The sequence below is a fragment of the Pseudomonas sp. SCB32 genome, from assembly GCF_009189165.1.
In the GTDB taxonomy this organism is placed as follows: domain Bacteria; phylum Pseudomonadota; class Gammaproteobacteria; order Pseudomonadales; family Pseudomonadaceae; genus Pseudomonas.
On the sequence record NZ_CP045118.1, the window covers coordinates 16,031 to 33,898 of the forward strand.

At 66.9% G+C, this 17,868-nt stretch carries 17 protein-coding genes; 7 read left to right on the plus strand and 10 right to left on the minus strand.

The window, feature by feature from the left end:
- Positions 1 to 2: 2 nt before the first annotated feature.
- The 6 genes from GA645_RS00075 to def all read right to left on the minus strand — a co-directional run bounded on the left by GA645_RS00075 (position 3) and on the right by def (position 6,172).
- The gene (locus GA645_RS00075) at positions 3 to 314 is read right to left on the minus strand and encodes a tetratricopeptide repeat protein (protein ID WP_152218753.1); all 312 of its coding nucleotides are present in this window, start codon (positions 312 to 314) and stop codon (positions 3 to 5) included.
- A gap of 34 nt (positions 315 to 348) precedes the next feature.
- On the minus strand, positions 349 to 1,800 hold the full coding sequence (locus GA645_RS00080) for a TrkH family potassium uptake protein (protein WP_152218755.1): 1,452 nt from the start codon (positions 1,798 to 1,800) through the stop codon (positions 349 to 351).
- A gap of 127 nt (positions 1,801 to 1,927) precedes the next feature.
- The gene (trkA, locus tag GA645_RS00085) at positions 1,928 to 3,301 is read right to left on the minus strand and encodes a Trk system potassium transporter TrkA (protein WP_152218757.1); all 1,374 of its coding nucleotides are present in this window, start codon (positions 3,299 to 3,301) and stop codon (positions 1,928 to 1,930) included.
- 45 nt (positions 3,302 to 3,346) lie between these two features.
- Positions 3,347 to 4,657 carry a 16S rRNA (cytosine(967)-C(5))-methyltransferase RsmB gene (gene rsmB, locus GA645_RS00090; RefSeq protein WP_152218759.1) on the minus strand — a complete coding sequence of 437 codons (1,311 nt, stop codon included), beginning with the start codon at positions 4,655 to 4,657 and terminating at the stop codon, positions 3,347 to 3,349.
- Positions 4,654 to 5,613, minus strand: coding sequence for a methionyl-tRNA formyltransferase (fmt, locus tag GA645_RS00095; protein WP_152218762.1), 960 nt, complete (start codon positions 5,611 to 5,613; stop codon positions 4,654 to 4,656). The genes rsmB and fmt overlap by 4 nt, the downstream gene beginning before the upstream one ends.
- Positions 5,614 to 5,665: 52 nt before the next feature.
- Entirely contained in the window at positions 5,666 to 6,172 is a 507-nt protein-coding gene (gene def, locus GA645_RS00100; protein ID WP_152218764.1) for a peptide deformylase, read from the minus strand.
- Positions 6,173 to 6,310: 138 nt separating this feature from the next.
- On the opposite strand from def, the gene GA645_RS00105 reads away from it, so the two are divergent.
- From GA645_RS00105 to GA645_RS00115, 3 genes are all read left to right on the plus strand, one after another.
- Positions 6,311 to 7,336 carry a LysM peptidoglycan-binding domain-containing protein gene (locus GA645_RS00105; RefSeq protein WP_152218766.1) on the plus strand — a complete coding sequence of 342 codons (1,026 nt, stop codon included), beginning with the start codon at positions 6,311 to 6,313 and terminating at the stop codon, positions 7,334 to 7,336.
- A 136-nt stretch (positions 7,337 to 7,472) separates the two neighbouring features.
- Positions 7,473 to 8,567 (plus strand): DNA-processing protein DprA, encoded by a 1,095-nt coding sequence (gene dprA / locus GA645_RS00110; RefSeq protein ID WP_152218768.1) that lies wholly within the window; start codon positions 7,473 to 7,475, stop codon positions 8,565 to 8,567.
- A gap of 42 nt (positions 8,568 to 8,609) precedes the next feature.
- Entirely contained in the window at positions 8,610 to 9,167 is a 558-nt protein-coding gene (locus GA645_RS00115; RefSeq protein WP_152218770.1) for an L-threonylcarbamoyladenylate synthase, read from the plus strand.
- Positions 9,168 to 9,225: 58 nt separating this feature from the next.
- Here the strand turns inward: GA645_RS00115 and GA645_RS00120 are convergent, their stop codons facing one another.
- Positions 9,226 to 10,203, minus strand: coding sequence for an NADPH:quinone reductase (locus tag GA645_RS00120; protein WP_152218772.1), 978 nt, complete (start codon positions 10,201 to 10,203; stop codon positions 9,226 to 9,228).
- Between the two features lie 192 nt (positions 10,204 to 10,395).
- On the opposite strand from GA645_RS00120, the gene hemF reads away from it, so the two are divergent.
- Together hemF and aroE are read left to right on the plus strand one after the other, a co-directional pair.
- Positions 10,396 to 11,310, plus strand: a complete 915-nt coding sequence (hemF, locus tag GA645_RS00125; protein ID WP_152218775.1) for an oxygen-dependent coproporphyrinogen oxidase — start codon at positions 10,396 to 10,398, stop codon at positions 11,308 to 11,310.
- Between the two features lie 250 nt (positions 11,311 to 11,560).
- Positions 11,561 to 12,382 (plus strand): shikimate dehydrogenase, encoded by an 822-nt coding sequence (gene aroE / locus GA645_RS00130; RefSeq protein WP_152218777.1) that lies wholly within the window; start codon positions 11,561 to 11,563, stop codon positions 12,380 to 12,382.
- A gap of 60 nt (positions 12,383 to 12,442) precedes the next feature.
- Here aroE and GA645_RS00135 read toward each other — a convergent pair whose 3' ends face one another.
- Genes GA645_RS00135 through betC form a run of 3 tightly spaced genes read right to left on the minus strand, consistent with a single transcriptional unit; the run spans position 12,443 to position 16,505 of the window.
- Positions 12,443 to 14,032, minus strand: a complete 1,590-nt coding sequence (locus GA645_RS00135) for a SulP family inorganic anion transporter (RefSeq protein WP_152218779.1) — start codon at positions 14,030 to 14,032, stop codon at positions 12,443 to 12,445.
- Positions 14,033 to 14,039: 7 nt separating this feature from the next.
- A complete protein-coding gene (locus tag GA645_RS00140) occupies positions 14,040 to 14,963 on the minus strand; it encodes a choline ABC transporter substrate-binding protein (protein WP_152218781.1) in 924 nt (307 codons plus the stop codon).
- A gap of 33 nt (positions 14,964 to 14,996) precedes the next feature.
- A complete protein-coding gene (betC, locus tag GA645_RS00145; protein ID WP_152218783.1) occupies positions 14,997 to 16,505 on the minus strand; it encodes a choline-sulfatase in 1,509 nt (502 codons plus the stop codon).
- 127 nt (positions 16,506 to 16,632) lie between these two features.
- On the opposite strand from betC, the gene GA645_RS00150 reads away from it, so the two are divergent.
- Positions 16,633 to 17,529 (plus strand): LysR family transcriptional regulator, encoded by an 897-nt coding sequence (locus tag GA645_RS00150; protein WP_152218785.1) that lies wholly within the window; start codon positions 16,633 to 16,635, stop codon positions 17,527 to 17,529.
- Positions 17,526 to 17,864, plus strand: coding sequence for a DOPA 4,5-dioxygenase family protein (locus GA645_RS00155; protein ID WP_152218787.1), 339 nt, complete (start codon positions 17,526 to 17,528; stop codon positions 17,862 to 17,864). The genes GA645_RS00150 and GA645_RS00155 overlap by 4 nt, the downstream gene beginning before the upstream one ends.
- The last annotated feature ends 4 nt before the right edge of the window (positions 17,865 to 17,868 follow it).

The following is a 17,868-nucleotide window of genomic DNA, read 5'->3' on the forward strand; positions in this document are numbered from 1 at the left end:
GTTTAGTGCGCCTTGTCCAGCTTTCGCAGGAACACCGTCATTTCCTTCTCCGCCTGCTTGTCGCCGTGTGCCAGGGCGGCGGCGAGACCGTCGGTCCAGGCCGCGCGGGCACCGTCGAGGTCACCCGCGGCCTGCAGGGCCTTGCCCAGCAGCTTCCAGGCGGCCGAGTACTTCGGGTCCTGCTCCACGCAGCGGCGCAGGTGCTCGGCGGCTTTCGCGGCATCGCCGGCGTCCAGATAGCCCTTGCCCAGGCCGAAGCGCAGCAGCGGGTTGTCCACGCCCTTGGCGAGCATTTTTTCCAGCGATTCGATCATGGCGGCCTCCGGTTACGTCGTCCGCCATTGTGCCTCAACTGCGCCAGAACGCGGGGGTCAGCAGGATCAGCAGGGAAAACACTTCCAGTCGCCCCAGCACCATCGCCAGGCTCAGCACCAGCTTGGCGCTCGCCGGCAGACTGCCATAGTGCACGGACGCCTCGCCCAGCGCCGGGCCGAGGTTGTTCAGGCACGACGCCAGGGTCGAGAAGGCCGTGAGTTGGTCCACGCCCAGCGCCAGCAGCACCAGCATCAGGCTGACGAAGGTCACCAGGTAGATCGAGAAGAACGCCCACACCGATTCCACCACGCGGTCCGGCACCGTGCGCCGGCCCAGCTTGACCAGGAATACTCCGTTGGGATGCAACAGGCGGAGGAACTCGCGCATGCCCTGGCGGTACACCAGCAGCACGCGCATTACCTTCATGCCGCCGCCCGTGGAGCCCGCGCAGGCGCCGATGAAGGTGCTGTAGAGCAGCAGGTAGGGCAGGAAGGTCGGCCAGCTGCTGAAGTCAGCCAGGCCGAAGCCGGTGGTGGTCGCCACCGAGATGACCATGAATGCGGCATAGCGGATCGATTGCACGGGCGAGTCGTAATGCTGATGCAGCATCAGTGTCGTCGTGGTGATCAGGAACAGCGCCAGAAGGATGCCCAGGTAGGCGCGGCATTCCGGGTCCTTCAGGTAGTGGCCCAGCTTGCGTTGCCGCCAGGCAATGAAATGCAGGCTGAAATTGATCCCCGAAACCACCAGGAAGAACATGCAGATAAGCTCGATCAGCGGGCTGTCGAAGTAACCGATGCTGGCATCGTGGGTGGAGAAGCCACCGATGGCGATGGTCGAGAAGCTGTGCCCGATGGCGTCGAACAGGCTCATCCCCGCTGCCCAGTAGGCCAGCGCGCAGGCCAGGGTCAGGCCGCAGTAGAGGAACCAGAGGGTCTTGGCGGTATCGGCGATGCGCGGCGAGAGCTTGTGCTCCTTCAGCGGGCCGGGCATTTCCGCGCGGTACAGCTGCATGCCGCCAATGCCGAGCATCGGCATCACCGCCACCGCCAGCACCACGATGCCCATGCCGCCCAGCCACTGCAGCTGCTGACGGTAGTAGAGGATGGCGTGGGGCAGCGCATCCAGACCGGTCAGGACGGTGGCGCCGGTGGTGCTCAATCCGGAAAAGGCTTCGAAGAAGGCGTCGGCCACGCCCATGTGCGGGGCGTCGGACAGTGCGAAGGGCAAGGCGCCGAAAGAGCCCAGGACGATCCAGAACAGCGCCGTGACCAGGTAGCCGTCACGGATGCGCAGTTCCTGGCGTTGGTCGCTGAAGGGCGACCAGAGGGTGAAGCCGGTCAGCAGGGTGACGATGAACGACAGGGCGAAGGGCCGCCAGGTGTTCTCGCCGTAGTACAGGTCGATGAGCAACGGGGGCAGGTGCGTGGTGCTGAACAGCATCAGCAGCACGCCGAGAATGCGGGCAATGGAGGCGTAGCGCATGGCCGTGCACCGGCAGGCAGGAACAGGCCGTGCAGGGTGGCAGGGGCAGTGCGTCAGGGCTGTAGGATGCGTCCGAAAAACGCCGGGAAAATCCTGCGGCCAGTGCCTGGGCACTGGCCGCGGATACTCAGAAGAAGGTCAGTCCCGCCTGGAACAGCCGCTCCACATCGCGGATGCGCTTCTTGTCCACTACGAAGAGGATCACGTGGTCGCCGGACTCGATCACCGTCTCGCCGTGGGCGATCAGTACGTCTTCATTGCGGATCACCGCGCCGATGGTAGTGCCCGGCGGCAGGTGCACGTCATGGATCTTGCGGCCGATCACCTTGCTCGACTTGGCGTCGCCGTGGGCGACCACCTCGATGGCTTCGGCGGCGCCCCGGCGCAGCGAATGCACGCTTTCGATGTCACCGCGGCGCACGTGGGTCAGCAGGGTGCCGATGGTGGCCAGCTGCGGGCTGATGGCGATGTCGATGTCGCCGCTCTGCACCAGGTCCACGTAGGCGGGGTTGTTGATCAGGGTCATCACCTTGCGCGCGCCGAGTCGCTTGGCCAGCAGCGAAGACATGATGTTCGCCTCGTCGTCGTTGGTCAGGGCGAGGAACAGGTCGGTGTCGCCGATGTTTTCTTCCATCAGCAGGTCGCGGTCGGAGGCGCTGCCCTGGAGCACGATGGTGCTGTCCAGGTGGTCGGAGAGGTGCCGGCAGCGGGCCGGGTTCATCTCGATGATCTTCACCTGGTAGCGACTCTCGATGGCCTCGGCCAGGCGTTCGCCGATATTGCCGCCGCCGGCGATGATGATCCGCTTGTAGCTGTCCTCCAGCCGGCGCATTTCGCCCATCACCGCGCGGATGTGAGCCTTGGCGGCAATGAAGAACACTTCGTCGTCAGCTTCGATGACGGTGTCGCCCTGGGGGATGATCGGCCGGTTGCGCCGGTAGATCGCCGCCACGCGGGTATCGGCGTTGGGCATGTGCTCGCGCAGCTGACGCAGCTCCTGGCCCACCAGCGGGCCGCCGTAGTAGGCGCGGATGCCCACCAGCTGCGCCTTGCCCTCGGCGAAGTCGATCACCTGCAGCGCGCCGGGGTATTCCACCAGGCGCTTGATGTAGTTGGTCACCACCTGTTCCGGGCTGATCAGCACATCGACCGGAATCGCTTCGTTGTCGAACAGGCCGGCGCGGGTCAGGTAGGCCGCCTCGCGCACCCGAGCGATTCGGGTCGGGGTGTTGAACAGGGTGTAGGCGACCTGGCAAGCCACCATGTTCACCTCGTCGCTGTTGGTCACCGCCACCAGCATGTCGGCGTCATCGGCGCCGGCCTGGCGCAGCACCGTGGGAAACGAGGCTTTGCCGTGGACGGTGCGGATGTCCAGGCGGTCGTTGAGGTCGCGCAGGCGTTCGCCGTCGGTATCGACGACGGTGATGTCGTTGGCTTCGCTGGCGAGGTGCTCGGCCAGAGTGCCGCCGACCTGGCCGGCACCGAGGATGATGATCTTCATGGAGCGGCGTGCTTTCCGTTTCGATCCGTTGGGAGTCGGCGCCTGTTACTTGGCCGAAATCTTGATGAGCTTGGCATAGTAGAAGCCGTCATGCCCGCCCTGCTGCGGCAGCAGCTGGCGCCCGTGGGGCTGCTTGATGCCCCAGGGGCCGGGCAGGTCCAGCTCGCGAGCGCCGGGGGTGCGACCGAGGAACGCAGCGATCTGCTCGCTGTTTTCCTGCGGCATCACCGAGCAGGTCGCGTAGACCAGCACACCGCCCACTTCGAGGGTCGCCCACAGCGCGTCGAGCAGTTCGCCCTGCAGCTGCGCGAGCGCTTCGATATCGTCGGCGGTGCGGGTCAGCTTGATGTCAGGATGGCGGCGGATAACGCCGGTGGCCGAGCACGGCGCGTCCAGCAGGATGCGCTGGAACGCCTTGCCGTCCCACCATTTGGCGGTGTCACGGGCGTCGGCGGCGAACAGCTCGGCGTCCAGTTGCAGGCGCGCGAGGTTTTCGCGCACGCGCACCAGGCGGCTCTCTTCCAGGTCCACGGCGACCACGCGGGCCAGCGCGGGCTCGGCTTCCATCAGGTGGCAGGTCTTGCCGCCGGGAGCGCAGCAGGCATCCAGCACACGCTGGTTGGGCGCCAGCTCCAGCAGGTCGGCGGCCAGTTGCGCGGCCTCGTCCTGCACGCTGACGCGGCCTTCGGCGAAGCCCGGCAGTTCACGAACATCGCACGGCTGTACGAGGTTGATGCCGTCGCGGCTGAATTCGCAGGCGATGGCTTCGAAGCCGACGCGGTTCAGCTCTTCCAGGTAGACATCGCGGGTGCCGTGGCGACGGTTCACCCGCAGGGTCATAGGCGGATGCGCGTTGTTGGCGGCGCAGATGGCTTCGAACTGCTCCGGCCAGGATTTCTTCAGCGCTTTCTGCAGCCAGCGAGGGTGCGCCAGGCGCGCGGCCGGGTCCTTGTCGACCTCGGCCAGCAGAGTCTCGCTCTCGCGCTGGGCGCGGCGCAGCACGGCATTGAGCAGGCCCTTGGCCCAGGGCTTCTTCAGCTTGTCCGCGCAGCCGACGGTTTCGCCGATGGCCGCGTGCGGAGGGATTCGGGTGTAGAGCAACTGGTACAGGCCGACCAGCAGCAAGGCTTCTACATCGCGGTCGCCGGCCTTGAACGGCTTCTGCAGCAGGCGCGCGGCGAGGGTGGACAGACGCGGCTGCCAGCGGGCGCTACCGAAGGCCAGTTCCTGCACCAGGCCACGGTCGCGCGGCTCGACGCTCTCCAGCTGGGTCGGCAGCGAGCTGCCCAGCGATGCGCGGCCGGCAAGCACGGCGGCCAGTGCGCGGGCGGCCGCCAGGCGGGGATTGGTACTCATGCGCCCTGCCCTTCCTGCCCCAGCGTCTGGCCAGCGGCGAATTGCTCGCGGCGGCTGTTGAACAGATCGGCAAAGGCCAGCGGCTTGCCGCCGGGCAGTTGCAGGCGGGTCAGCAGCAGCGCGCCTGCACCGCAGGCCACCAGCAGGCCATCACGGCTGGCGTCGAGGATCCTGCCCGGCTCGCCCTTGCCCTGTGCCGGCTTGGCGCCGAGCACCTTCAGCGCGGCATCGCCGAGGGTGGTATGGCATACCGGCCAGGGCGTGAAGGCGCGAATGCGGCGCTCCAGCTCATCGGCGGGAAGCGACCAGTCGATGCGCGCCTCTTCCTTGTTCAGCTTGTGCGCATAGGTGGCCAGGGCGTCGTCCTGCACCTCGCCCTTGAGCGTACCGGCGGCAAGACCGGCGATGGCCTCGACCACGGCTTTCGGGCCCAGCTCGGCCAGGCGGTCGTGCAGGCTGCCGCCGGTGTCGTCGGCGGAAATCGGGGTGCTGACCTTGAGCAGCATCGGCCCGGTGTCCAGGCCCGCTTCCATCTGCATCACGGTCACGCCGCTCTCGGCGTCGCCCGCCTCCACCGCGCGCTGGATCGGCGCGGCGCCGCGCCAGCGCGGCAGCAAGGAGGCATGGCTGTTGATGCAGCCCAGGCGCGGGATATCCAGCACCACCTGCGGCAGGATCAGCCCGTAGGCCACCACCACCATGAGGTCCGGCTTGAGCGCGGCCAGCTCGGCCTGGGCAGCCGGGTCGCGCAGGGTCGGCGGCTGCAGCACTGGCAGGCCGTTCTCCACGGCGAGCTGCTTGACCGGGCTGGGCATCAGCTTCTGCCCGCGGCCCGCCGGGCGGTCCGGCTGGGTGTAGACGGCCACCAGTTCGTGGGGGCCGTCCAGCAGGGCCTTGAGGTGCTCGGCGGCGAATTCCGGGGTGCCGGCGAAGACGATGCGCAGTGCTTGGCTCATATCGGGCTCACAAAAAAGAAAGGCTTGCCGGGGCAAGCCTTTGGGGGATGGGTCACGCCTGTTGCCGGTGCTGCTTTTCCAGCTTCTTGCGGATGCGATCACGCTTGAGGTTGGACAGGTAATCGACGAACAGCTTGCCGTTGAGGTGATCGCACTCATGCTGGATGCACACGGCGAGCAGGTCTTCGGCGATTTCCTCGAAGGGTTTGCCGTCACGATCCAGCGCCTTGATGCGAACGCGCAGGGGACGGTCTACATTTTCGTAGAAGCCGGGCACCGAGAGGCAGCCTTCCTGGTACGGGCCTTTCTCTTCGGTCAGCTCTTCCAGCTCGGGATTGATGAACACGCGCGGCTCGGACTTGTCCTCGGAGAGGTCCATCACGATGATCTGCTTGTGCACGTTCACCTGCGTGGCAGCCAGGCCGATGCCGGGGGCCTCGTACATGGTCTCGAACATGTCGTCGACCAGCTGGCGAACGCTGTCATCGACTTCGGTGACCGGCTTGGCGATCGTGCGCAGGCGCGGATCGGGGAATTCGAGAATGTTCAGAATGGCCATATACGTTTGTGATGCACTTGTGGAATAAAGTCAAAATCGACTGCTAATATGCTGAGCAGCATCGAAAAACGGCTGGAAAGCGCGGTAGGGGCGGCTTCCAGGCGTTTCATGTGTACACATAATAAAGGGATTCACCGCATGAGGAAAACACTACTCGCCCTGCTGCTGCTGGCCGCAGGCGGGGTGGCCCAGGCTGCCGTGCAGCTCAAGGAAGGCCATCCGGATCGCTACACCGTAGTGAAAGGCGACACCCTCTGGGACATCTCCGGCAAGTTCCTCAGCAAGCCGTGGAAGTGGCCGGAAATCTGGCACGTGAATCCGCAGATCCAGAACCCGAACCTGATCTATCCAGGTGACGTGCTGACTCTGGTGTACATCGACGGCCAGCCTCGCCTGATGCTCAATCGCGGTGAGTCGCGCGGCACCATCAAGTTGTCGCCGCGGGTGCGCAGCACCCCGATCGCCGAAGCGATCCCGACCATTCCGCTGGACAAGATCAACGCCTTCCTGCTCTCCAACCGCATCGTCGATGACGAGTCCGCGTTCACCAACGCGCCGTACGTGGTTGCAGGCGATGCCGAGCGAGTGGTCAGCGGCGCCGGTGACCGCGCCTATGCTCGCGGACGGTCGCTGAACGAAGAGAACAGCTACGGCATCTTCCGCCAGGCCAAGGTCTACAGCGATCCCGATACCGGCGAAGTGCTCGGCATCGACGCCATGGATGTCGGCGGTGCCAACGTCACCGCGAAGGAAGATGACGTCGCCACCCTCCAGCTGACCCGCACCACCCAGGAAGTCCGTCCGGGCGACCGCCTGTTCCCTACCGAGGAACGCGCAGTCACGTCGGTCTTCATGCCCAGCGAGCCGTCCACACCCGTCCACGGCACCATCATCGACGTGCCGCGTGGCGTGACCCAGATCGGCAAATACGACGTGGTGACCATCGACAAGGGCTCTCGCGACGGCCTGGCCGAAGGCAACGTGCTGGCGATCTACAAACTGGGTGAGACCGTGCGCGACCGCGTGACTGGCGACATGGTGAAGATCCCCAACGAGCGTTCGGGCCTGATGATGGTCTTCCGCACTTACAACCGCCTGAGCTATGGCCTGGTGCTGACAGCCAGCCGTTCGCTGGAAGTGAACGACAAGGTGCAGAACCCCTGAGTTCGATCCTGCTCGAACAAAACCCCGCTTCGGCGGGGTTTTTTATGGGCGTGTTTCGGAACGGTCCGACTGCGCTGGCGCGCCCCTGACGGCAAAGTCAGGCGAACGCCTACGTTCGCCGCAAAGGACTGCCGTCATGCCCGTTGATATTTCTCCCGCCGAATCCGAGGCGCGTCTGCGCCTGCATGCGCTGCCCGAGCTCGGTCCCAGGCGCTTCCGCCGCCTGATCTCGGCGTTCGGTTCGGCCTCCGCGGCCCTGAGTGCACCGGCCGCCGCCTGGCGCTCGCTGGGCTTGCCGCAGGAGTCCGCGGAGCATCGCCGGGATGCCGGCATTCGTGAGCAGGCCGCCACCGCGCAGCGTTGGCTGGAGGCGTCTGACCATCATCTGCTGGCGTGGGACGATCCGGTCTACCCGGCACTGCTTGCCGAACTGACCGATGCACCGCCGCTGCTCTTCGTGGCGGGTGATGTCACGTTGCTGGAGCGTCCGCAGCTGGCCATGGTGGGCAGCCGCCGGGCCAGCAAGCCGGGCCTCGACACGGCGCGGGCCTTTGCCCGCAGCCTGGCGGGTGGTGGCTTCGTCATCACCAGCGGCCTGGCGCTGGGCATCGACGGCGCCGCCCACGAGGGCGCGCTGGAAGCCGCAGGCGGTACCGTGGCGGTGCTCGGTACGGGCTTGGAACATCTCTACCCGCGTCGTCACGTCGGCCTGGCGCAGCGTATCGTCGAGCAGGGTGGCGCCCTCGTATCGGAGCTGCCCCTGCAGTGCCCGCCCCACGCGGCAAACTTTCCCCGGCGCAATCGCATCATCAGCGGACTCTCGCTGGGCGTGCTGGTGGTGGAGGCGAGCCCCGCCAGCGGTTCGCTGATCACCGCCCGACTCGCCGCGGAGCAGGGGCGCGAGGTCTACGCGATTCCCGGATCGATCCACCACCCCGGCGCGCGTGGCTGCCATGAACTGATTCGCCAGGGCGCGACGCTGGTGGAGAGCGTCGATCACATTCTCGAGGGGCTGCGCGGCTGGACCCAGCAAGCCGCGCCGGCACTATCGCTGGAGCGTGGGCCGGCGCATCCCCTCCTCGACCTCCTGCGTGCCGCACCGCAGAGCAGCGAGCAACTGGCGCATGGCAGCGGCATGGATCTGCCCGAAGTCCTGGCAGCGCTGACCGAACTGGAGCTGGACGGACGGGTGGCCTGTGAGGCCGGCGTCTGGGTGCATCGCGCCCCCTGAGCACGTAAACTGCCGCGCATTAGCGCGTTCGAGGAGTTCCCGATGTACAGCAACTGGCGTACCCAACGCATGGCCCAGGTCGTGCGTGATGGCGGTGTGATCGCTTATCCGACCGAAGCCGTCTGGGGCCTGGGTTGCGACCCGTGGAACGCCGACGCGGTGTACCGTCTGCTGGCGATCAAGGCGCGCCCGGTGGAAAAGGGCCTGATCGTGGTGGCCGCCGACATCAGCCAGTTCGACTTCCTGCTGGAAGACCTGCCCGAAGCCTGGCAGGAAAAACTGGCCACCAGTTGGCCCGGCCCGAACACCTGGCTGGTGCCGCACCAGGATCGCCTGCCCGAGTGGGTGACAGGCCAGCATGAGACCGTCGCCCTGCGCGTCACCGATCATCCGCTGGTGCGCGAGCTGTGCCGCCACACCGGCCCGCTGATCTCCACCTCGGCCAATCCCGCCGGCCGTCCGGCTGCGCGCACCCGCCTGCGCATCGAACAGTACTTCCATGACGAGCTGGACGGTGTGCTGGGCGGCGCTCTGGGCGGCCGCCGTAATCCGAGCCTGATCCGCGACCTGCGTACTGGCGAGACAGTTCGCCCGTCCTGACCCTGTAGGAGCGGCGCCGGGTGGTTCGCGAGCTTGCTCGCGAACGCTGTTCACCCAGTCAGGGCAATAGAATGGTCGACCCGGTAGTGCGCCGCGCCGCCAGCTCGGTCTGTGCCTTGGCCGCGTCGGCCAGGGCAAAGCGCTGGTTGATCTCCACCTTCACCTTGCCGCTGGTGATCATGCCGAACAGGTCGTCGGCCATGGCTTGCAGCCGTTCCGGTGTGTTGGCGTAGCCGAACAGCGTCGGGCGGGTGACATAGAGCGAGCCCTTCTGCGACAGGATGCCCAGGTTCACCCCGTCCACCGGGCCCGAGGCGTTGCCGAAGCTCACCACCAGGCCGCGCTGGGCCGTGCAGTCCAGTGAGGTCAGCCAGGTGTCCTTGCCCACCGAGTCGTAGACCACTGGGCACTTCCGGCCCTCGGTCAGCGCCAGCACGCGCTCCACCACGTTCTCATGGCTGTAGTCGATGGTGGCCCAGGCGCCGTGTGCCTTTGCCAGCTCGGCCTTGGCGGTGGAGCTGACGGTGCCGATCAGGTGCGCGCCGATGGCCTTGGCCCACTGGCAGGCGATCAGGCCGACACCGCCGGCGGCGGCGTGCCAGAGGATGGTCTGGCCGGGCTGCACGTTATAGGTCTGGCGCAGCAGGTACTGCACGGTGAGGCCCTTGAGCATCACCGCGGCGGCCTGTTCGAAGGTGATGGCGTCCGGCAGTTTCACCAGGTTCGCGGCCGGCAGCACGTGCAACTCGCTGTAGGCGCCCAGGGGGCCGGTGGCATAGCCGACACGGTCGCCGACCTTCACACTGGTTACCGCGCTGCCGATGGCTTCCACCTCGCCGGCACCTTCGGTGCCGACGCCGGAGGGCAGCGACGGTGCAGGGTAAAGACCGCTGCGGTAGTAGGTGTCGATGAAGTTCAGGCCGATGGCGCGGTTGCGCACGCGTACCTCGTTGGGGCCGGGTTCGGCGGGGGTGTAATCGACGTATTCGAGGACTTCCGGGCCGCCCGTCTTGGCGAACTGAACACGCTTGGTCATGTCGATCTCCTGAAATAAGGGGCGTCGACAAGGCGGACGCCGCTCTGGGAAAAGACTTTCATCCAAGCCGGACGCTTGACCGCCGTCAAGGCCAGCTTTCCTGGCGGGGGTGGTATGCTTGCCTCCGTTTCCGCACCTCAATCCCGCTCCGGCCCGCGCCACGCGTGGCTTTCCCGCTCCAAGGTGATTCTCGTGACCGACCGCATCGAGGCCGTGAAGGCCTACCTGCTCGACCTGCAAGACCGCATCTGCGCCGCACTCGAAGCCGAGGACGGCAGCGCCCGCTTCATCGAGGACGCCTGGCAGCGTCCGGCCGGCGGCGGCGGTCGTACCCGAGTCATTGGCGACGGCGCGCTGATCGAGAAGGGCGGCGTGAATTTCTCCCATGTGTTCGGCAGCGGTCTCCCGCCGTCCGCCAGTGCGCACCGCCCTGAGCTGGCCGGTCGTGGCTTCCAGGCGCTGGGCGTATCGCTGGTGATCCACCCGACCAACCCGCACGTGCCGACCTCCCACGCCAACGTGCGCTTCTTCATCGCCGAGAAGGAAGGCGAGGAAGCGGTCTGGTGGTTCGGCGGCGGCTTCGACCTGACGCCCTACTACGCCCAGGAGGAAGACTGTGTGCTCTGGCACCAGGTCGCCCGCGACGCCTGCGCACCGTTCGGCGCGGACGTCTACCCGCGCTACAAGGAATGGTGCGACCGCTACTTCCACTTGAAGCACCGCAACGAACCGCGCGGCATCGGCGGCCTGTTCTTCGACGACCTGAACCAGTGGGACTTCGACACCAGCTTCGCCTTCCTGCGCGCCATCGGTGATGCCTACATCGACGCCTACCTGCCCATCGTGCGCAAGCGCAAGAACACCCCGTACACCGAGCAGCAGCGCGAGTTCCAGGCTTTCCGTCGTGGCCGTTACGTCGAGTTCAACCTGGTCTACGACCGTGGCACCCTGTTCGGCCTGCAGTCGGGCGGGCGTACCGAGTCGATCCTCATGTCGCTGCCGCCGCAGGTGCGCTGGGGGTACGACTGGAAGCCCGAGCCGGGCAGCGAGGAAGCGCGTCTGACCGAGTACTTCCTCACCGATCGGGACTGGCTGGCCGGCGCCTGAGCCTCAGTCAGCACTCACTTGTAGGAGCGGATATTATCCGCGATCCGGCCGACAGGGCGGTGATCAGGCATTGCACCGCTATCGCGGTGATCGCGGAGAAGCTCCGCTCCTACGAGAGCCCATCCCCGCACATCTGTAGGAGCGGGCCATGCCCGCGATCGCGCCCATGGGGCGCTCCTACAGGCTTGGCACCGAGGGGGGAAAACGGCAATCTCTCCGCCTTCCCGTTTTTCTCGCCCCAGGATTCCCCATGGACCGCTACTGCGTCTTCGGCAACCCCATCGGCCACAGCAAGTCGCCGCAGATCCACCGCCTGTTCGCCGAGCAGACCGGCCAGGCGCTGAGCTATGACGCGCGGCTGGCGCCGCTGGAAGATTTCGCCGGGAATGCCCGCGAATTCTTCGTCGAAGGCCTGGGTGGCAACGTCACCGTACCGTTCAAGGAAGACGCCTATCGCCTGGCCACCGAGCTGAGCGAACGCGCGCGCCGGGCCGGGGCGGTGAACACCCTCAAGAAGCTCGCCGATGGCGGTCTGCTGGGCGACAACACCGACGGCGCCGGCCTGACTCGCGACCTGACGGTGAACCACGGTGTTGCCCTGCGTGGCGCGCGCATTCTGGTGCTGGGTGCCGGTGGCGCGGTACGCGGCATTCTCGAACCCTTCCTCGGGCAGCAGCCGGCCTGCATCGTCATTGCCAACCGCACGGCGTCCAAGGCCGAGCAGCTGGCAGCGGAATTCAAGGACCTGGGCCCGGTGAGCGGCGGTGGTTTCGATCTGCGCGCCGAGCCTTTCGACCTGATCGTCAACGGCACCTCGGCCTCCCTGGCCGGCGAGCTGCCGCCCATCGACCCGGCGCTGATCAAGCCGGGCCACACCGTTTGCTACGACATGATGTACGGCAAGGACGTGACCGCCTTCAACCGCTGGGCCGCCGAGCACGGTTCGGCGCGCTGCATCGACGGGCTGGGCATGCTGGTGGAGCAGGCGGCGGAGGCCTTCCTGCTGTGGCGCGGCGTGCGGCCGGATTCGGCACCGGTGCTGGAAGAATTGCGGCGGCAGCTCAAGGGCTGATCACCGCTCCTACAGGGAGTTCCGCAGGCTATCGGTACGTGGGCGCTCCTACGATGGCATTCACCTGCGTCTCTGAAGCGAGGCAGGCGGCCACTCCTCCACCTGCAACACCCCACACGTCCCCATCTGCTTTTCCAGCTCCGCCCGCACCCGTGGCCGCGCATTGCGCAGCACCAGGCTGCGGCCTTCGCTGGCGAGGCGGCGGGCTTCCTGCTGGAGCATCTGCGCGCCGGCGAAATCGATGAAGTTCACGTGGTGGGCGTCCAGCACCAGGCGCTCGCCACGGCTGCGCTGCATCAGTTTCTGCAGGTAGTCGCAGGCGCCGAAGAAGATCGAGCCCTCTATGCGCAGCACTTCCTCATCCTCCCTCTCCCACTGCTGCACACGCGGTTGCGAGGTGCGCTTGAGGTAGAAGAACAGCGACGCCAGGACGCCGGCGTAGATGGCGTTCTGCAGCGGCAGCAGCAAGGTCGCCGCGAGGGTCAGCAGCATGACCAGGGACTCGGCGCGGCTGCCTTTCCACAGCGCGCGCAGGGCCGGGCGGTCGACCAGGTTCCAGCAGATCAGCAGAATGCCGGCGGCCATGGCCGGCAGCGGGATATGGGTGATCAACCCGGCCCCGGCCATCGCCAGCAGTGCCACCCACAGCGCCGAGAACACCCCGGCCAGTGGCGTGCGCGCACCGGCGTCCTGGTTCAGCCCCGAGCGGGTGAAGGAGCCGGCGGACAACGTGCCGGACAGCCACGGCCCGATCAGGTTGGACAGCCCCTGGGCGCGCACCTCCTGGTTGGCGTCCAGCGGCTGGTGCGAGCGCGCCGCCAGTGCACGGGCAATGGACAGGCTGGTGACCAGCCCGAGCATGCCGCACGCTACTGCAGCGGGCAGCAGTTGGGCGATGGCGGACAGATCGAACGACAACGGGCTGGGCGGTGGCAGTGCGCTGCGGAAGGCCGCCACCTTGGCGACATCCGCGAAGGTCATCGGCATCACCCAGACCAGCGCGCTGGCGCCGATCAAGCCGATCAGCAAGGCCGGTCCGTGTCGCCAAAGGCGCTTCACGATCAGGCTCAGCGCCAGGCTGAACAGCCCCACCAGCAATGAAGGCCCATGGAACTGTGGCAGCTTCCACCACAGCGCGGCGGCGCTGGTCAGCGCCGTGCCCTGCCCGCCCGCGCTGATGCCCAGCAGATAAGGCAACTGGCCGATCACGATCACCAGCGCGGCGCCGCAGGTGAAGCCGAGCAGCACCGAGTGCGAGACGAAATTCACCAGCACGCCGAAGCGCAGCATCCCCAGCAGCCACTGGAACAGCCCGGCGAGGAAAGTCAGCAGCAGCGCGTACTGGATGAACTGCGCACTGCCCGGCGTGGCCAGCGGGGCTATGGCAGTGAACAGCACCACCGAGATCGCCGCCGTCGGCCCGCCGACCATGTGCCTGGACGATCCCCACAGGCAGGCGATCAGCACCGGCAGCATCGCCGCGTACAGCCCGTACTCCGCCGGCAGCCCGGCGATCAGCGCGTAGGCCATGCTCTGCGGCAGGGCGAGCACCGCGCCGGAGAGACCGACGCCCAGATCGAGCCGCAGGTCGCGCCCCGTGACCTGGGGCAGCCAGGCGAAAAACGGCAGCAGGCGGGTCAGACGTTCCATCGAAGGCCTACAGCCTGGCCTTCACGGCCGCCAGGGCGTCGCCGCCGTCGCGGGTCTTCACCCCGGCCAGCCACTGGTCGAGGCGCTGCGGATTGGCCTTGATCCAGGCCTTCACCGCGTCCGGGTTCTTCACGCTCTTCTCCAGCACCTCGGCCATGATGGCGTTCTCCATCGGCAGGTCGAAGGACAGGTTCGCCAGCAGCTTGCCGCTGTTCGGGCACTGCTCGGTGTAGCCGTTGCGGGTCACGGTGAACACGCTGCCGGTACTGCCGAAGTACTTCTCGCCGCCACTGAGGTACTTCATATCGTACTTCACGTTCATCGGGTGCGGCGTCCAGCCGAGGAACACCACCCAGCGCTCGCGCTTCACCGCGCGGCCGACCTCGGCGAGCATCGCCTGCTCGCTGGACTCCACCAGTTTCCAGCCGCCCAGGCCGAACTCGTCGCCGGTGATCATCTTCTGGATCGACAGGTTGGCCGGCGCGCCGGAGCCGATGCCGTAGACCTTCCTGTTGAACTGGTCGGCGTGCTTGTCGAGGTCGGCGAAGGTCTTCACTCCGGCGTTCCACACGTAGACGGGCACGGCCAGGGTGAACTCGGTGCCCTGCAGGTTCTTCGCCAGCTGGGTGACCTGCTTGCTGGCGATGAACTGGTCATGGAAGCCCTGCTGCGCCGGCATCCAGTTGCCGAGGAAGGCGTCCACCTGGCCGTCGCGCAGGCCGCCGTAGGTGATGGGCACCGAGAGGGTGTCGACCTTCACGGTGTAGCCCAGGCCTTCGAGCAGGAAGGCGGCCACGCCGTTGGTCACGGCGATGTCGGTCCAGCCCGGGTCGGCCAGCTTCACCGTACTGCAGGCTTCATCTTCGGCCCGGGCCAGCGGGCCGCCCAGCGCGAGTGCGCCGGCCAGCAACAATGCGGATACCTTCTTCATGCTCCCATCCCCTTCGGCTAGTTGTGGTTGTCGTTACGGTTGCGGATAGCGGGCGCGACGCTCCAGATCATCGAGGTCGATGTGGTTGCGCATGTATTGCTGGCTGGCGTCGACCATCGGCTGGTGGTCCCAGCTTTTCAGGCTGCCGTGGGTCAGCGCGTCGGCCACCAGGCGGCGGCGGCGCTGGCTGGCGAGTACCCGTTCGGTGATCGCGGGGACATCCCAGCGCGCCCTGGCTTCGTCCAGCAGATTGCCGACCAGCCCGGCGTGGACCGGCGAGTCTGCGAGGTTTTCCAGTTCGCGCGGGTCGTTGGCCAGGTCGAAGAGCAGGCAGGGGTCCTGCGCGGAGTAGATGAACTTGAAGTCGCCACGGCGGATCATCATCAGTGGGCTGACGGTGCCTTCGGCGGTGTATTCGCCGATCACCTCGTCGTGGCCGCCGCTTCCTTGCAGATGCGGCAGCAGCGAGCGGCCATCCAGGTGCAGGCCCGGTTCCACGGCGCCACCGGCCAGTTCAACCAGGGTCGGCAGCAGGTCCACGGTGGAGACCGACTGGCTGACCCGGCGCGCGGCAAAGCGCTGGGGCGCGTGCACCAGCAGCGGCACGCGGGCGGCCATCTCGAACCAGTGCATCTTGTACCAGAGGCCACGCTCGCCAAGCATGTCGCCATGGTCGCCGGAGAAGACGATCAGGGTGTCTTCACTGAGGCCGCAATCCTCCAGGGTGCGCAGCAGCGCGCCGACCTGCGCGTCGACGTAGCTGCAGGCGCCGAAGTAGGCGCGGCGGGCGGCGCGGACCTTCTCCTCGGGCATCTCCTGGCCCCACAGGTCGATCACCTTCAGCAGCCGCTGCGAGTGCGGGTCCTGCTCGTCCTGGGCGATCTGTACCGAGGGCAGCGGGATGTCCTCGTCGCGGTACAGGTCCCAGTACTCGCACGGGATGGTGTAGGGGTCGTGCGGATGGGTCATGGACACGGTGAGGCAGAACGGCTGCCCGGTGTGTTCGCGCACGTGGTCGTAGAGGTACTGGCGCGCCTTGAACACCACCTCCTCGTCGAAGTCCAGCTGGTTGGTGCGCACGCAGGGGCCGGCCTGCAGCACCGAGGACATGTTGTGGTACCAGCTCGGGCGCACGTCCGGCTCGTCCCAGTTCACCGCCCAGCCGTAGTCGGCGGGGTAGATGTCGCTGGTCAGGCGCTCCTCGTAGCCGTGAAGCTGGTCCGGGCCGCAGAAGTGCATCTTGCCCGACAGCGCGGTGCGGTAGCCCAGGCGGCGCAGGTAGTGCGCGTAGGTCGGTATGTCGGCGGCGAAATCGGCGGCGTTGTCCCAGGCGCCGATCTTCGTCGGCAGCTGGCCGCTCACCAGGGTGAAGCGCGAGGGCGCGCAGAGCGGGCTGTTGCAGTAGGCCGAGTCGAACACCACGCCTTCGCTGGCGAGGCGCGACAGGTTGGGCAGCTTGATCGGCGACTGGGCGTCGTAGAACGGCAGCAGCGGCGCGGCCATCTGGTCGGCCATGATGAAGAGGATGTTCGGACGCTTCATGGCGTGGGCTTATCCTGTTGGCGCTGTTATGGAATAGTGTTGTGACGAGTCTCTTCCTGGCTGGAAATGGGGTAAAGCGCATGCCGGAACATGCTTCGGATAACGCTGGCTTATGTGAGAGATCGACATGAGCGTGCCGCTGGAACTGCTGCGCGTGTTCGAGTCCGCTGCACGCCTGCTCAGCTTCACCGCCGCCGCCGGCGAGCTCGGCACCACCCAGCCGGCGGTCAGCCAGCAGATCAAGCGCCTGGAGAAGTTGCTGGCGGTGCGCCTGTTTGATCGCATCCACCGGGGGATCGCCCTCACCGAAAGCGGACAGGTCCTGCAGCAGCACGTTCAGGCGGGGTTGGAGAGCATCGACGCCGGTATCGCCGCGGTCACCGCGAAGAACCCCCATGAAGTGCTGCAAGTCGCTACCGACTTCGCCTTTGCCGCCTACTGGCTGATGCCACGCCTGCCGCGCTTCCGACAGGCGCATCCGGAGCTGGACGTCGGCCTGATCAGCAGCGACCGCAGCCCCGTCACCTTGCGCAGCGATATCGATGTCGCCATTGCCTTCGGCGACGGGCGCTTCAAGCACGGCGAGGCGCTGCGCCTGTTCAGCGAGGAAGTCTTCCCGGTGTGCAGCCCGCGGTTGGTCGAGGGGCGCGAACTGCCGTTGTCGCCCGAAGCGCTGACCGGCCTGCCGTTGCTGCACCTCAAGCCCGAGGCGCACAGCCGCTGGTTCGACTGGGCCGGCGTCTATCGTGCCTTGGGTATCGCTGGGGCGCCTGCCCCCGCCGGGCTACGCTTCGACAACTACACACTGCTGGTGCAGGCGGCGATCGCCGGGCAGGGCGTGGCCATCGGCTGGCGGCACCTGGTCGACGAACTGCTGGAGCAGGGGTTACTGTGCCGGCCCATCGCCGGATCGCTGGAATCACGTTTCGGCTATTACGCCGTGCTGCCCGAGCGCAAGCGGCGCATGCGCCTGGTGCAGCGCTTCGTCGACTGGCTGCAGGCGGAACTGGAGCAGGATCGATGAACGAAACCACCATCCAGGGCTACCACGCCCACGTCTATTTCGACGCCGACAGCCTCGATCGCGCCCGCGCCCTGTGCGAGGAAGCGGTGCGCCGCTTCGGCGTGCAGATGGGCCGCGTGCATGAGCGCCCGGTCGGACCGCATCCGGACTGGAGCTGCCAGCTGGCGTTCGATAGCGAGACTTTCGCCAAGGTGGTGCCCTGGCTGGCGCTGAACCGCGATGGCCTGGTGGTGTTCATCCACCCGGACACCGGCGACGACCTGCGCGACCACCGTGACCACGCCATCTGGATGGGCGCGGTGCGGCCGCTGGACCTGTCGCAGTTCACCGGCTGAAAAG